This is a genomic window from Nostoc sp. DSM 114160, assembly GCF_053470305.1.
On the sequence record NZ_JBPFGO010000004.1, the window covers coordinates 750,946 to 767,569 of the forward strand.

General features: G+C 43.0%; 8 protein-coding genes and 4 pseudogenes. 9 read left to right on the forward strand and 3 right to left on the reverse strand.

Annotated features, from left to right (window positions below; all coding sequences use genetic code 11):
- Positions 1 to 20 precede the first annotated feature (20 nt).
- The 5 genes and pseudogenes from NSTCB13_RS35150 (at position 21) to murI (ending at position 7,478) form a co-directional block, all read left to right on the forward strand.
- Entirely contained in the window at positions 21 to 1,499 is a 1,479-nt protein-coding gene (locus NSTCB13_RS35150; protein ID WP_445626282.1) for a cation:proton antiporter, read from the forward strand.
- Positions 1,500 to 2,181: 682 nt separating this feature from the next.
- Positions 2,182 to 4,060 (forward strand): annotated as a pseudogene (locus tag NSTCB13_RS35155) (N-acetylmuramoyl-L-alanine amidase).
- Between the two features lie 356 nt (positions 4,061 to 4,416).
- Positions 4,417 to 4,572 (forward strand): hypothetical protein, encoded by a 156-nt coding sequence (locus NSTCB13_RS35160; RefSeq protein WP_322665579.1) that lies wholly within the window; start codon positions 4,417 to 4,419, stop codon positions 4,570 to 4,572.
- Complete coding sequence (locus NSTCB13_RS35165; protein WP_448275631.1) at positions 4,569 to 6,482, forward strand: N-acetylmuramoyl-L-alanine amidase; 1,914 nt, start codon at positions 4,569 to 4,571, stop codon at positions 6,480 to 6,482. The genes NSTCB13_RS35160 and NSTCB13_RS35165 overlap by 4 nt, the downstream gene beginning before the upstream one ends.
- A 129-nt stretch (positions 6,483 to 6,611) precedes the next feature.
- The gene (gene murI, locus NSTCB13_RS35170; protein ID WP_448266724.1) at positions 6,612 to 7,478 is read left to right on the forward strand and encodes a glutamate racemase; all 867 of its coding nucleotides are present in this window, start codon (positions 6,612 to 6,614) and stop codon (positions 7,476 to 7,478) included.
- Positions 7,479 to 7,548: 70 nt separating this feature from the next.
- Here the strand turns inward: murI and NSTCB13_RS35175 are convergent, their stop codons facing one another.
- A complete protein-coding gene (locus tag NSTCB13_RS35175) occupies positions 7,549 to 7,746 on the reverse strand; it encodes a hypothetical protein (protein ID WP_448266723.1) in 198 nt (65 codons plus the stop codon).
- Positions 7,747 to 8,693: 947 nt separating this feature from the next.
- On the opposite strand from NSTCB13_RS35175, the pseudogene sds reads away from it, so the two are divergent.
- Positions 8,694 to 9,669, forward strand: a pseudogene (gene sds, locus NSTCB13_RS35180) (solanesyl diphosphate synthase).
- Between the two features lie 554 nt (positions 9,670 to 10,223).
- Here sds and NSTCB13_RS35185 read toward each other — a convergent pair.
- The gene (locus NSTCB13_RS35185; protein WP_322682951.1) at positions 10,224 to 10,697 is read right to left on the reverse strand and encodes a hypothetical protein; all 474 of its coding nucleotides are present in this window, start codon (positions 10,695 to 10,697) and stop codon (positions 10,224 to 10,226) included.
- A 205-nt stretch (positions 10,698 to 10,902) separates the two neighbouring features.
- On the opposite strand from NSTCB13_RS35185, the pseudogene hetZ reads away from it, so the two are divergent.
- From hetZ to NSTCB13_RS35200, 3 genes and pseudogenes are all read left to right on the forward strand, one after another.
- A pseudogene (gene hetZ, locus NSTCB13_RS35190) lies at positions 10,903 to 12,109 on the forward strand (heterocyst differentiation protein HetZ).
- Positions 12,102 to 13,079, forward strand: a complete 978-nt coding sequence (locus tag NSTCB13_RS35195; RefSeq protein ID WP_448275632.1) for a PatU — start codon at positions 12,102 to 12,104, stop codon at positions 13,077 to 13,079. The pseudogene hetZ and the gene NSTCB13_RS35195 overlap by 8 nt, the downstream one beginning before the upstream one ends.
- Positions 13,080 to 13,432: 353 nt before the next feature.
- Positions 13,433 to 15,737: pseudogene (locus NSTCB13_RS35200) on the forward strand (transglutaminase TgpA family protein).
- A gap of 161 nt (positions 15,738 to 15,898) precedes the next feature.
- On the opposite strand, the gene NSTCB13_RS35205 reads toward NSTCB13_RS35200, so the two are convergent.
- On the reverse strand, positions 15,899 to 16,603 hold the full coding sequence (locus tag NSTCB13_RS35205) for a hypothetical protein (protein ID WP_445626290.1): 705 nt from the start codon (positions 16,601 to 16,603) through the stop codon (positions 15,899 to 15,901).
- Positions 16,604 to 16,624: the final 21 nt, after the last annotated feature.

Here is a 16,624-nt window from a genome sequence, read left to right on the forward strand (position 1 = left end):
AAGGATTTTCAGAGAACCTAATGCATTTGTTAGAACCAATCAACTTCTCTTTTCCTCTGCTGGCTAGCGCAACACAAGCCGCAGACAGTTCAATGGTAGTAGCAGCAGTGCTACTAAGCTTAGTAGTTATTTATCTCGCCAGCAAAGTTGGTGGAGAGTTATCAAACCAAGTGGGTTTGCCGCCTGTTTTAGGCGAACTCGTTGGCGGTGTGGTAGTTGGCATCTCTGTTTTCCATCTTTTAGTCTTTCCAGAAGGCGGCACAGACAGTTCTAATTCTTTGATTGTGTCCTTTCTTCAAACCACTGCTGGTTTAACGCCTGAAGCTGCTCCAGCGGTGTTTGCAGCCCAGTCCGAGGTCGTTTCCGTTCTGGCAGAATTGGGTGTGATTATTCTGCTGTTTGAAATCGGCTTGGAGTCGAATTTAAAAGATTTAATGGCAGTTGGTATCCAAGCCACTGTCGTTGCAGTCGTGGGGGTAGCAGTACCCTTTGCCGCTGGGACTGTGGGACTGATGACTTTGTTTGGTATTAGCGCTGTACCTGCAATTTTTGCAGGGGCGGCTTTGACTGCTACTAGTATTGGTATTACTTCCAAAGTGCTGTCAGAACTGGGGCGACTCAATTCTAAAGAAGGGCAGATTATTTTGGGTGCTGCTGTAATTGATGACGTACTAGGAATCATCGTTTTAGCGGTAGTTGCCAGTTTAGCTAAAGACGGCGTGGTGGATGTCAGTAAAGTCATTTATTTGATTATCAGCGCCACTGGTTTTATTTTGGGAGCAATCCTACTAGGCAATGTTTTCAATAAGTCCTTTGTAGCGATCGCCGATCAACTCAAAACACGTGGTGGACTAGTAATCCCAGCATTCGTCTTCGCTTTTGCTATGGCATACCTGGCTGCTGTCATCCAGTTAGAAGCAATTTTAGGAGCTTTTGCAGCTGGTTTAGTTCTAGAAGAAACAGATAAGCGTAAAGAACTGCAAAGGCAAGTCTGTCCCATTGCCGATATGTTAGTGCCAATTTTCTTTGTGACTGTTGGCGCAAAAACCGATTTGGGAGTGTTAAACCCAGCAATTCCCGACAATCGTGAAGGTCTAATTATGGCAACTTTCCTGATTACAGTAGCCATTCTCGGTAAAGTAATCACAGGTTTAAGCGTGTTTGGTCAACCGGAAATCAACCGTTTAGCGATCGGTGTGGGGATGATTCCTAGAGGCGAGGTTGGGTTAGTGTTTGCTGGTGTCGGCGCTGCTAGTGGCGCTCTCTCGAAACCATTAGGGGCAGCAATTATTATGATGGTTATCTTGACAACCTTTTTAGCTCCTCCATTGTTACGATTTGTGTTTCCAGATCCAAAAACCGTGGACGGAAATTCAGAGCAACTAATTTTAGACAGTTCCTCTGGGACTTCGTTGGTAATTGAACCACCTCAATCGAGGGTGCCAGCATCAAATGACAGCAGCAATTTGGGAGTAACTCCAGATTCTGGCGATCGTTAATTATTGGGAATGGGGAATGAGGCATTGGGCGTTAGGAGTGCTGTTAGCGATAGCGGGGCGTTTAGCCCGTGCTGAGTTAGGAGTTAGGAGTTAGGAGTTTTGTTTATCTCCTTGTCCCCTCATCTCCCTCATCTCCCCCATCTCCCCCATCTCCCCCTGCTCCCCTGCTCCTCTCCTCCAATTGTGCAGTGGAAACTTCTATCCTCAAATCTCCGTCCCGTGTGATTGTAGAATAATCATTTGTTTATAATTTCTACCAGCATTCAGAATGTTACTTAATTTCTAGTCTCCCCTAGCTTGTGAGCCTTTATATGAATATTTTCCACATAATTGGGGAGTAACACCCATAAATCTTGCTAGATCGTTTGACAGTAATGGGAATTATTTAATCAGTGCATCGATGGCAGCAAAGAACAAACACTAATCAGTAAACAGCTATCAATTATCAGTTTTGTAGCCTTATTGGGAGTCAGAGTTTTCCACCTGTAAAGGTGGAATGTTTCGCATGGGGATTTAAACTTAATTTGAAACCCGATCGATGATTTTAAGTGTGTCTAAATACTAGTTTAAAAATCAAACAAGGGATTCAGAAGTCAAGTTTAGGTGGTGATAGTGTGATGATGATTTACCAATGAGTTGAGATATTGACGGCTCCCATGAATGTGAATTAGGAGAAAGGACTGTGAAATTACATTGGTTACTAGCCAGCACTATTGGAACTATCTTCATGCTATCGTCGCCAGCAATGGCCGCGAGACTTGAATCTTGGCGCTTTGATGCCAATCAAAACAGGCTGGAAATTAATACTGTGGGAGCAGTTCAACCCCAAGCACAACTAATTTTCAACCCAACTCGGTTGGTAATTGATTTGCCGGGAACTACATTTGGTCGTCCACAGTTAACCCAACAGGTGGGTGGTGGAATTCGCTCAATTCGTGTTGGACAGTTTGATGTAGATACAACACGCATAGTTGTCGAATTGACTCCTGGTTACAGTTTAGATCCGAAACGAGTGAAATTTGTTGGTACAACTGGCGATCGCTGGACGGTGCAATTACCGAAACCAGAAGTCGAAAAAGTAGCTTCATCTCCTAGAAGTGCTTACAGTGTAGTTACCCCAGACTCCGAACGTCAATCTAATATTTCAAGAGTTGCTACTACTACACGAGGGGCAACTCAAATTGAGAGCTTACAGGTAACAGGTGATGGGTTGTTCATTCGTACCAGTGGTGGTAATCCTCCGATTCAGGTAATTCGTAGCCGCGATCGCGCTACCATCTTCGTTGATATTTCTGGTGCATCTTTATCATCACGTCTGATGCAGCAGAGGAATATACCCGTTAACAAATATGGTATTAGCCGCGTCGAATTCACCTCATTGCAAAGCCAACCTCCTAGTGTCCGCCTCACTTTGCGGGTAGATAAAAATAGCCCAGATTGGCGAGCAAGTAATAGTAGCGATGGTGGTTTGATAGTTCTACCTAGTCGAGTTGTCAGATTGCCTGGAAGTAATAATTCGGACAATCAGTCAGAAGCCGTTTCCTTTCCCAATAGAGCATCTACCAATAACTCGCCAGCAACAATTGAGTCTGTGCAACTTGCTGATAATGGCAAACAACTGCTAATTAGAGGCAACCAACCTTTATCTGCTACGGGAACCTGGGATAGATCCTTAGGTATTTTCCGCGTCACAATTACCAATGCTAAGTTAGCTCCCAGAGTTATCGGGCCTACTTTTGCTCCCAATAGCCCCATTCTTCGGGTACGTCTCCAACCTCAAGCATCCAATACAGTGGTTGTTTTAGTTCAACCCGCAGGAGGAGTGCAACTTGGGCAACCCCAGCAAATCGGCGAGCAGCTTTTGGTACCAATACAAGGTTCTCGGCGAGTTGTCACCCTTCCCGGAAGACCACCCTTTGCTTTACCTGGGCTACCACCACCGAACCGCGGGCCATTCCCAGACCCCAAACAATCCAAACCCTCGACCCCTAATACAACCACAACGCCGAGTTACCAATGGGCGAGTGGTAGTTATTATTGACCCCGGACATGGTGGTAAAGACTCAGGAGCGCTTGGCATTGGGGGAGCGCGCGAAAAAGATGTGATCTTGCCTATTGGTAAAAGGTTGAGTGAGATTTTGCAGCAACATGGTGTACAAGTGATTCTGACGCGGGATTCTGACTATTTTGTTACTCTTCCGGGACGGGTGCAATTAGCAGAGCGAGCTAATGCTGATGTGTTTGTGAGCATCCACGCTAATTCCGCAGGTGCGAGTCGTCCCGATGTTAATGGCTTGGAAGTCTATTATTACGACAGCGGACTGGATTTAGCTCGTATTGTCCGTAGTAGTATTCTTCAAAGTATTAGTACTATCAAAGACAGGGGAGTGCGGCGAGCCAGATTTTATGTCCTCAGAAAAAGTTCTATGCCTTCCATTCTCGTGGAAACAGGTTATATGACTGGTCGACAGGATATGGCTAGGCTCCGAACTTCAGCTTACCAAAATCAAATGGCAGAAGCGATCGCTCGTGGCGTTCTTCAGTATCTAAAGAGAAGATAAGTAATTTAGTCTAAATTTCTAAATTGTTGAGTAAGTACATCTAATCTTTACCATTTTTATCCAATTTAGTAGTAAAACAATTTAAGTATTCTTGCGGCGGAATAAGAGCAGCTTCTTTGTTATTGTCATTTGATACTTTGCAAGTCAACAAATTTTGAATTTTAGACTGTTCTGCGGAACGCTACGCCTAGCTTGCTTCTTTGGAGGGTACGGCTACGCTCAGTCGAAGGATTTTAGATTTTGGATTTGTATCACTTACAACAGGTGTTAGTGTAGCAAGACCCTAGTCTGGCAGAAAACTAAAATCGGGAATCTAAAATCTAAAATTGGCAGTCAAATTTATATAGGCTAATGGCATGGCAAAATCAGAGGAGCGTGCTATATTTTACGCCATTAGCTGTGTCTTAATAACAGCGCAAAACTCAAGTGTGCGCGGTGACGGTGTGAGGATTTGCCAATATGTTGAGATGTTGACGGCTCCCATAAATGTGAATCAGGAGAAAAGACTGTGAAATTACGCTGGTTACTATCCAGTACTATTGGAACCATCTTCATGCTATCGTCGCCGGCAATGGCCGCGAGACTTGAATCTTGGCGTTTTGATGCCAATCAAAACAAGTTGGAAATTAATACTCAAGGGGATGTTCAACCCCAAGCACAATTAATTTTTAACCCGACTCGTCTAGTTATTGATTTACCAGGAACCTCATTTGGTCGTCCGCAGCTAACCCAACAGGTGGGCGGTGCAATTCGTTCAATCCGTGTTGGGCAGTTTGACGAACAAACAACGCGCATAGTGGTTGAACTAACTCCTGGTTATAGTTTAGACCCCAAACGAGTGCAATTTGTGAGTACAACTGGCGATCGCTGGACAGTGCAATTACCTAGGCCAGAAGCCGACAATGTACCCGCAAGAAACACTGAAGGGCAACCAGAACAAGCTATAGCCTCTGATACTTCACCCAGAACATCTACACCAACATTCCCCCCAAGGAATATTTATAATGTGGTGACAAGTGGCTCTGTAAATCCACAGAACACCAGATTGCTGAACAACAGAATGATTGTCGCCAAAGTTACTCAAATTGAGAACTTACAAGTCACTGGTGATGGTTTTTTTGTCCGTACCAATGGTGGTAATCCTCAGATTCAGGTAAATCGTAGCAACGATCAAAAGGCAATTAACATCGATATTACTGGCGCAACTCTATCACCAAGTTTAGAGCAGCGAGATTTGTCAATTAATCGCTATGGTGTTAGCCGTATCCAGTTCAGCCAGCTGCAAACTAGTCCATCTGTTGTTCGCCTGACTTTACAAGTAGATGAAAATAGTCCAAATTGGCGAGCAACCACTAGCAGTGTTGGTGGTTTTGTGGTTCTACCCAGTCGTGGAGTTGCTCAGTTGCCTGGAAGTAACAGTCCACGTCCCATACCACCAAGTAACACACCTGCTAGCATTCAGTCTGTACAACTGGCTAATAATGGTACACAACTGCTGATTCGAGCTGACCAAACTTTGTCTGCTACAGGAGGATGGGATAGAACCTCTGGTCTGTTCCGCATCACTATCAACAATGCTAAGTTAGCCCCCAAAGTCACAGGCCCGACTTTTAATCCTAATAGCCCAATTTTGCGGGTACGCCTGCAACCACAAGAATCCAATACTGTCACCGTCTTGGTTCAACCAGCCGCTGGAGTACAAATTGGGGAACTCAACCAAGTTGGCGACCAGCTTTTAGCTTTAGAATTACGGCGTAGTAGCAGCATCACACCGCCCATTGCTTTACCTCCTCTGCCATTACCAGACCAAGGACAATTACCAAATCCCATAGATAATCCCCGTCCAATCTCCCAGCCACAGCCACGCCCCTCAGTTCCCAGAGGGAAATTGCTAGTAGTTATTGACCCAGGACATGGTGGAAAAGACTCAGGTGCCCCTGGTTTGGGAGGACTTTTAGAAAAGAATGTAATTCTGCCTATTGGGAAAAGGGTAGGAGCAATTTTAGAGCAAAATGGTGTACAAGCGGTACTAACGCGGGATGCCGACTTTTTCGTAGAACTTCAGGGACGGGTAGATATTGCCAAGCGGGTTAATGCGACTTTGTTTGTCAGCATTCACGCTAATTCTGTTGATAATCGCCCTGATGTCAATGGGTTAGAAGTATATTATTTCGATAGTGGTTACAATCTGGCTGAAGTAGTTCGTAAAACCATTCTCCAGGACATCGGTACTATTAAAGACCGGGGAACCCGCAAAGCGAGATTCTATGTTCTGAGGAAAAGCTCCATGCCTTCGATTTTGGTAGAAACAGGCTATATGACTGGTTACGAGGATAATCCCAGATTGGGAACACCTGAATATCAAAATCGGATGGCAGAAGCGATCGCTCGTGGCATTCTAAAATACTTACAGCAGAGGTAATATAGTACAAATTACTAATTAAAGAGGTGGTATTTAAACTTCTTTGACGCGCAGAATTTAGTGGTCAATTTGGAGATTGTCTGCTAAATTCTGTATTTTAAATCTCAAAACCTAAAAATATATCTGCCTGTGTATTCATCTTCCATTTTTGAAGGGAATCTTGACGATTTTTCCAATCGAGAACCCCAACGTGCCCCAATTGGCATCTTTGATAGTGGTGTGGGTGGGCTAACAGTACTGCGACAAATTTATCGACAACTTCCCAATGAATCAATAGTTTACTTTGGGGATACAGCTAGACTTCCTTACGGAATTCGTTCACAAGCAGAAATTTTACGATTTACACGTGAAATTATTACCTGGCTACAACAGCAGGGGGTAAAAATGGTGATTATGGCTTGCAACACCAGTTCTGCCCTAGCCCTAGAAACCGTGCGTCAAGAATTCAGCATACCTATTTTGGGAGTAATCCTACCGGGTGCAAAAGCTGCGGTGCAGCAAGGAAAACGGATTGGTGTAATTGCCACTCCAGCTACAGCTAAAAGTAATGCTTATAAGCACGCTATTCTTGAAATTGCTCCCGATGTCCAAGTCTGGCAAGTTGGATGTCCGGAGTTTGTGCCATTGATTGAGCAAAACCGCATTCACGATCCTTACACTGCACAAGTCGCACGAGGCTACCTAGAGCCTTTATTAGAGCAGGAAATTGACACTCTAGTTCACGGCTGTACCCATTATCCCCACCTGACACCAGTACTGCGATCGCTCCTCCCCTCTCAAGTCCAGTTGGTCGATCCAGCTGTTCATGTTGTGGCAGCTTGTGCGCAAGAACTAGACTTACTAGGCTTAAAAAATACTCATCTACCATTACCAACTCGCTTCGCCGTCAGCGGTTGTCCGCAACAGTTTTCTCAGTCAGGAGTGCAGTGGCTAGGCTATACCCCAATGGTTGAAGAGGTTTCTTTCACCGATATCGCTATTTCCCAACTCCAATAAAACTATTTCAAAAGTGAGAAGTTAGGAGTTAGAAGTTTTGAATTAATAACTCCTCACTTCTAACTCCTAACTATTGACTATTAACTGCTTGAGTTACCTTTGTCCTTACTGATATCTCCTGCTTGTGTTTTCCTTCGGTAGATGAAGGGAAACTTGTAGGAACAGTCTTTGTACCCGTTCGCTTCGCCAGTGCTAATAACAGGTAGACTGTGAACAAATATCCAGAGGCTAAAATAAAAATCATCATAGGTATACTTCCGTAAATCATTGTTCTACTAGCACCCTTCTAAACGAATATAAAATTTCATAAAATTAGTAGAACCTCAGCCAAGCAAGTACATTCTTGATGACTGTAGTTTCCTATGGTAAAATTACCTATAGAGATAAAATCCTCTACGGACAAAGAATTTATGACCTAATGCGATTTCTTGCAAACCATAGATCCGACAGCAGTTAGCTTGCCGTTTAGCAATCTAAAACTACGATTCTCAGCGGTCTACTCGATCTGCTTTATTTTTGCTCAAACTGCTGGCAAAAGAGCAATGCTTGCGCTCTACGTGCGCTAAGTACGTGTAGCGGCTTCCCATAGGGATATCACACAGCTCCAAACCAAGAGTTTTACATATCGTAGGAAAAATTAAAGAATTTATTCCCTTAATCTAACCGACGAATATTTATTTTAGACTCACAGCCCCAATTAAGTAAAATCAACTAGTAGCTGACTTAACTTTTGGGCTGCGAATATCTTACAAAATTTAAAATTCCTATATTTTAGCGTAACACAACGACCCTAAATTTTGAGCTTATTGGGCTGCTAAATTTCAAATTTTTTGGAGAGCTACACCTCAATCTAGAGAAATTTAGCCTTGCCTCTTGGCGGCAAATTTGGATTACTTCATTTTTGTCAATAAGTAATATTGCCTAAATTATTTTTGGAACTGTGGCAATAAAGGTGAGATGAGAAACTACTTGACACAATTTAATGTAACCTGTGTTCCGTGTACTGAGAATTCATTTTTGAAGTTAGTTGAAAGTTTGAGTAACGACAAATTAAGTACAATTGCTTATTGACAAAAACCTTAACAACCTTAATTATCACCCATAGACTCATAAAAACGGGATTACCTGATGAAAACTTTGCGCTGGCACAGGGTTATCTTAAAATGAGTATAGGATATGTAAACTTTCGTAACCTAAGTCAGAGTCCGCCCATCCATGACCCCAGCCACCTCCCTGTTTACCCCTGTGGAAGCAGACCCTGCGATTACTAGCAGATAACCTAAAACAGCTAGTTGGAAATCGCCACCCCATTCTGTTTGCAGCAGCCGAATATTTATTCGGAGCTGGGGGAAAGCGTATTAGACCAGCAATTGTCCTGCTAATATCGCGGGCAACAATGTTAGAACAAGACATTACACCGCGTCATCGCCGCCTTGCTGAGATTACAGAAATGATTCACACAGCAAGTTTGGTACATGACGATGTAGTAGATGAATCAGACGTGCGGCGAGGCGTTCCCACTGTTCATAGTTTCTTTAACAGTAACCGCATTGCCATCTTAGCAGGAGATTTTCTCTTTGCCCAATCGTCCTGGTATTTAGCAAACTTGGACAATTTGGAGGTAGTGAAACTGCTCTCACAAGTCATTATGGATTTGGCTACTGGGGAGATTCAGCAGGGACTTAATCGTTTTGATGCTGGTATCTCTATTGAAACGTACATTGAGAAGAGTTATTACAAAACAGCTTCGTTAATCGCCAATAGTTCTAAAGCTGCTGCGTTACTTAGTGAAGTCTCGCGAGAAACTGTTGAGCATCTGTATAGCTACGGTCGTCATTTTGGTATAGCATTTCAAATTGTTGATGACATTTTAGATTTCACCAGTACAACAGATACCTTGGGTAAACCAGTGGGGTCTGATATCAAAAGTGGTAATCTGACTGCACCGGTTTTATTTGCTTTAGCCCAAAAACCATCCTTGGAAGTGCTGATTGAACGAGAGTTTGCTCAAGAAGGAGATTTAGAGCAAGCACTAGCACTGATTCAAGATAGTCAAGGTATACAGCAGGCGCGAGAGTTAGCTGCTCATCATGCTAAGTTGGCAATTGAACATCTTGCGGTTCTCCCACCCTCAGAATCTCACCAGGCATTGATTAACATTGCTGAGTACACACTGAGTCGCCTCTATTAAATCAGTTCTCAGTTCTTAGGTAGAAAGTGGGAATTTAGATGTAGGTGTGTTGTGGCTTCTGTAACCCACGGAAAACCTGAAATGTTGTGTTATGCAACGCTTTAACACACTGAGGTAGCTTTATGTTTAATTTAATCCACTTATTTAGCAAGTAGAAAGTGGGGTTTTGATTTGGAAGTTCTTAGGGATTTCTAAAAAATAAATTACTACTACTTCTGGGGTGGATAGTTTTGACTGAGCGTTCACTCTAAAGACTTGTCCGCTTTTGGTTACTGGCCACCTCACAATCAAGAATGAGATATTTTTTGATGTGAAAGTTCTTAAGTATAAAACTCTGCTTCACTAGGAAACTAAAACTTAAAAACGGAAAAATGTTCACTGATAACTATTTTTTAATCAATTTTAGGTTTCACCAAAAGTTGAGTCAGTCGTATGGTGTAACGGAAAGAAAAAATTTCTTTTTTCACTGATTTAGAAAACTTTTTTAAAGAAATTTGAGATTTAAAATTTTGGATGTGGGGTTGTATCTAAAAAATCCCACATCCAAATTTTTTCTATGCAATATCAGGGGGTATCTGTTTAGGCGATCGCTTTTGTCGTAACTGTTTCTGCATGAGTTTTTCTAGTTCAGTGCGTCGAACTTCGACGGTATGAGTGGTCTTACCCGGCGTCTCCAAAAAAACGATACTATCTACGGGTTCTAATGCCACCAATTGGAACAAAATATGGGTGACAGGAGTAATTTTAGCTAGCATTTGAGGGTCAAGCCCATCAGGGGAAATTAGAGAGACATCCTGTATGGTAGGGAAAGCGTAAATCACACGTTTTTCTAATCCTGGGTTAGCACGATTGCTCAATGTAGTTAAAACCCAGCTTGACTCCGAATTCTGGAGAATATAGTACTGGGAGTAGCGTAATTTTTGAGCGATCGCTCTCAGGGCAGGAGCAATTGCTGCAACAAGATGTGGTGTCATACCATCGCGGGGTGCATTGTCAATCAGCAATTGAATTTGTGCTTCTAAATCCATAATGACTTGTATACGACTCTTGGGTAATGGCAATAACATCTATCAAGTGTGAACAATCCCATCAGAATTGGGAATAATAAAATCAGCCATATCTTCAATATAGGATTGGCCTGCGTTTAGCTTATACGTAAAACCAAACTAGCCAATACCCACAGTCCTACAGGTTGTATTTAAGTTAAGTTAGGGTCTTTTGAAAACCGAGACTATGAATTCAGCCGCAACCGCAACTATTCCATCTGCAACTATTCTGGGAGAAAATTCTACAGGCGTGGAGGCGATCTTTCAACTCCTGTCCAAGGAGTTTCAGCAGTCAACCAAAGCTTCGGAACAGAATTGTCACGACGTAGCAAGACGTATTACCACCGAAGTCTACCGGATTTGTCATGAGAGTAAACGTATCCAAGCTTCTGGATCTGTAGAAAGCTCGGCGATGACCCTTGGCTCGGCATCGGCTGCAACAGTGTCTCAGGTACTATCAGTTGGGTTCAAATCGGGGCAGAGTCGAATTACACAGTACTTTGAGTGCAATTATTTATCGATACATTAATCCTCCTCAGAGACAATTGAGCTATCAAGGGCGGCTGACAATCATCGAAGATTTCCTCCAGAGTTTTTATTTAGAAGCGTTGAACGCTTTCCGGCGAGAAAATCAACTTGGTGCTACTTATCGCCCGCAGACGCTCTTGGAATTGTCCGAGTATATGGCATTTACCGAGCGCTACGGCAAGCGACGCATTCCCTTACCAGGGCGTCAGCAACAGCTAATTATCCTGCGCGCGCAAACTTTTTCCCAACAGCAGCCCCCAGAAACCAGCGTAGATATAGAACAAGCCGCAGAAGGTAGCAATAATGAAGGTGATGGTTCTTGGGAAGAGCCAGCAATTCACCAATTGCGCTCCACAATGGCAACGCAAGCCGAACCCGAACCCGAAGAAGACACCTTGCGTTCCGTTGTGGTTACGGAACTAATGAATTATCTCGAACAACGGCAACAATCTGACTGCGCTGATTATTTTTCTCTCCGCCTCCAAGATTTATCAGCACAGGAAATTGAATCGGTTTTAGGTTTAACCCCTCGTCAGAGAGATTATTTGCAACAGCGCTTTAAGTATCATTTAATTCGGTTTGCCCTGTTGCACCGTTGGGAATTAGTTCACGAGTGGCTGGAAGCTTCTTTGCACACCAATTTGGGTTTAACTCCCCAGCAATGGCAAGTATACACAGCACAGCTGGACAATAAACAACGGTCTTTATTAGAGTTGAAACAACAAGGACAAGCTGATGAAAAAATAGCAAAAATTTTAGGGCTGTCAATGGCACAACTGCAAAAACGATGGTTTAAAATTCTTGAGCAAGCTTGGGAAATTCGTAACTCATTAGTTTCCGGATCGGGTGCATCTACTCATGAATAGTGACTCAGAATCCTTACAACACCGATGTCTCGATTGGTTATTGACAGATGATGTCAAAAATAACGAGCAATCGGTAGAAAGTGAGGAAAATGACGGGGTAAAAAACCTCCTCAAAGAAGCCACTGCTTCAAAAAGCAGTGAGCCAAAATTAGGAGGAACGCCCCAGACCTTTCAACTGGGAGAAATTCCTACTGTGCAAGATCGTTTTCAAGCTGTCCTTAAGAATCGGTTACAAATCCAAGCCCAAGAACACCCACCGTTGTTTCCTTGGGAAACACAATTAATCGAATATCCTGATTTTGTTGATGAGCCTTCAATGACACTCGTTCCTAGCTGGGGATGGATGGTACAACAATCAAAGTTGACCTTGCCAACCCGCTTACCGGAAAAAGTTTTCCAGCAATTGCTAGAACAATGTCAGGCTTTAGTGACATCTTCAGTGCCATTGGGGGCAAAATTAGTTCAAGTGGTGGAGAACTTTTTTCCCAATGAGTCTCAAGCACTAAATGATATAGCTGGATTGGTGCTAAGAAGCACCTATCGGTCTGCAAGTACTCTGGAGACAATGCCCGCTATTCAGAGCGATTACTCAGATTTACAACCGCGTCAACAGATGGCTTTGTCGTTGCTAGCAGCTAAACAACTGCTGGAAAATCTGACTCTACCAGTTTCAGCAACTAGTCCAGTAGTAGAAAGACAGTGGCTAACCAGTGTTGGTGCTTTGAACATCAGAGTAGAATACCAGTCTCTAGGTAAACTTACGAAGTTGCTTGTTCAAGCTGAGTTACCTGTTAAAGGAACTTTGACGCTGCGGGGAAGTGGCACTTTAGCAATGACAACATCTTCGACTTCGGGATACTTAAATGTAGAGTTAGGCTGCGAGCAACTTAACCCAACTTATACCCTGGAAGTTGAATTTCCAGAAATAGACGAACAGCCGTTGTTGTTTGTGATTAATCTCACGATTTAGGTTAAATTTCCACCGCTAGCACACTATGTCAATCAACGCCGATATATATTAAGAGGATTTTCCTGGTTTTGAAGCTCATCCTATTTTTCAACAAACGGTCATTAGGGTGTCTACGAGAAGCAGTTATTACAAAGACACAGGGATGCGAGAATATGGGGACATGGGGATATTGAGAAAGTATTTGATTTCTCAATTCACCGCATCACCCATTTCTCGTGTATCTCCATCTCTACCACCTATCCATAATTAATTTTTTTGACACAGTACTAGGGTAGGCAATTACGTCCCCCGCATTGTGTTTTTTGCATCTCCATCATTGCTTCTACTAGACTCAAATGTTTAATTTATCCAGGATGAATCGGTTTTGGCGTATCCCTGTAGGTAATTTCTGGCGGCAAAATCCGCAGGGTTCGCCTTTGATTGAAGTGGAAGATTCAATTTTTTTGCGGGTGCTGGTGCTAGCGTTGGTTATTTTGGGAATTGTGGCGACGGATATTGCTGCTGAGACTTCATTCAGTTTTTGGGCGTTACCCCTGAGTGGTGTGGGTGCAATTTGGAGTTATTATCGTCGCCGCGATCGCAATGTTGCAATTAAATTCTGCATCGCCATTGGAATGTTAGTAGCACTGGGTGCTTTCTTTGGGCGATTAGTCGGAGAGTTGAATGATACGCGGTTGGGTTTGGCAGAGTTATTAATTCAACTCCAGGGTCTTGCATAGCTTTGATACACCCCGCCGGAAAAATTTGGGCTATTCGATTGTTATAGGACTGATTTTATTGGGTGTAGCAGCAACTCTAAGTCAGACTTTAGCATTTGCACCTGTGTTGCTGTTATTTTTAGCGATCGCTCTGCCAACTCTAGTATTAGATTATCGTTCGCGCTTGGGTTTGCAGCCATTAAAAACTCAAAAGAAAAAATTCAATCAGAAGAATTCCTCAAGTCTTAATTTTAAATTTTTAATTCTAACTTTTTTGCTAATTGTCGGTTTGGGACTGGCAATTTTTGCTGTTTTACCGAGATTCCCCGGCTATCAGTTACGGAATTTTCCTGTAAGTTCTGCTATTCAAGTAAAAAATAATTTTACAGGACGTAGTATCATTAACCCCGGTTATGTCCGCCAAGGGAAGGGTGAGAATCAAGGCAGTGGTAGCGGTGGTACGGCACAAAATAAAACAGGTGAACCAGGTAAAGTAGATAATAATTTTTATTACGGCTTTAATAGCCAAATGAATCAAAACCTGCGGGGGGAGATGAAACCCAAGGTTGTGATGCGGGTGCGATCGCAAGCTGAGGGTTTTTGGCGAGTATTAGCATTCGATCGCTATACAGGTAAGGGATGGGAAGTTTCTCGCAATGAAAATGTGACGACTGTTAGGCGATCGCCTTGGTCTTACCAAATTTTTCTTTCCCCATCTGTACTCACTGGTAAAACCCAAGAAGTAGTACAAACTTATACAGTGGTGTCGGATTTGCCTAACCTGATTCCGGCGATGACTTATCCCAAAGAAGTTTACTTTCCAGCACCAGTAATCGCTGTTGATAAAGAAGACGGATTGCGATCGCCTGTAGAATTATCAGAAGGTTTCACCTACACAGTAATTTCTGAAGTGCCATACCGCGATCGCACTAAATTAGGTGAAGCTTCTACTAAATATCCGCAACAAATTAAAAAGCATTATCTGCAAATTCCTCCCGAAATTGCCGAAAAAGTCCGGCAACGTACCGAAGAAATCCTCGCTAACTACAATCAAGAAAAAGTCGCAAAATCTGCTAAAAGCCTGGATTCACCCTACGAAAAAACTCTCTATTTAGCTCAATATTTAAAGCAACGCTACTCTGTTCCTCAAAATCCCTTAGAACTACCTTATTTGAGTGAAAAAGAAGACTTGGTAGAAACTTTTTTGTTTAAGCAAAAAGGAGGCTATCCAGACCACTTTTCAACAGTTCTCACGGTGATGTTGCGTTCCATTGGCATTCCAGCGCGGTTGGTAGCAGGGTTTAGTGCAGGAGAATTTAATCCATTTACAGGGCTATATGTTGTCCGTAATACTGACGCTTATGCGATGACAGAAGTGTATTTTCCGAAATATGGTTGGTTTGCCTTTGATCCTATTCCCAATCATCCTCTGATACCACCTTCAATAGAAGACACTCAGACTTTTAGCGTATTGCGCCAATTGTGGCATTGGGTTGCTGGCTGGCTACCTTCTCCGGTGACAGGTTTGTTGAATAATATATTTGAGACAATATTTAAGTGGGTGATTAGAGCGATCGCTTGGTTTTTAGCTTTATTCTCTCAAGGTTGGTTCGGCGTGTTAACTGGCTTAGTCTTGTCAACTACAGCAGCTTTCTTCGCTTGGCTGGGTTGGGGTCAGTGGCGAGAGTGGCGCAACCGCCGATGGTTAAAGAAATTGCCAGCAATGGAGAGCCTTTATCAACAAATGCTGCAATGGACAACTCAAAAAGGTTTAGGCAAACATCCAGCACAAACACCTTTAGAGTATGCCAGAGTCTCATACCAGCATCATCCTATAGCAACTGCTGAGGTTATAGATGAAATTTGTCAAGCTTATGTTGGCTGGCGTTATGGCGATCGTACACCTAACTTGCAGCGATTGCGCCAAAGATGGCAAGGTTTGAAAAAAGCTGCTAAGTAGATTCAAAATATTGTTTATTTGTATCGAGGTGTACTCTCACATTTTGAATATGTCCATCTACAGGACTTATGAAAACGATAGCCTCAACCCTGATTGTCAGGTAGTGGCAATTCATTAATTGCCCTACAGTGTGTAATTTTGAGTAAGTCCTGTATCTAGAGTCATCGGTAGAAATCATCAATTGGCGACTGTTGGATATGTAGCCCTCCAGTGTGCGGTTCCTGCACATAGGTTTTTGGTGGTCGAGGAAGTCTGTCGATACAGATTTGTGAACAAGCATTAACAAGAAGGGGCAAAACATCCGTAGCTACCGGAAGAGATATCCATACTTGATGTAAATTTGGAGCTATGACAAGAGCATTACATACACTGCACTTTATGGAGGAATCTGCCTCCACAGTTTTTCCTACCGGAAGCTTGGGAAATGGCGGGCGAAACTTGTAATTCCCATAAAGAGTACGAGTACTGACAGTACTATGCTTTAGTTTTTTGCAACGAGTAATTTCATAGGGAAACCAATGTAATCGATGGGATGTGTAGGGAGTAAACGTTTCTAAATTCGTCATCTCACCGATTTCTGGAGGTATGCGAACAAGATTGCTCCCGTACAGCATCAAGTGCTTAACAGATTTTAGTTTCGATATTGTCGAAGGCAGCGTGATAATCTGACTCCAGTCATCCCAGCCTATTTCACGTCCAGGGGCAAATTCTTCTCGCTCATCTGCGGATACAACCTCCACAAGCTCTAATAATCGCTTCCATGCATCGCACTCAATATCTTGATGCTCTTGATGCAGCTTTATCTCAGACCATTTATTGCCCAAGTAGTAAGCTTGGAAACACTTGCATGAAGGGCGGTTATTCATGTGTTCCTTTAGAGGACATAA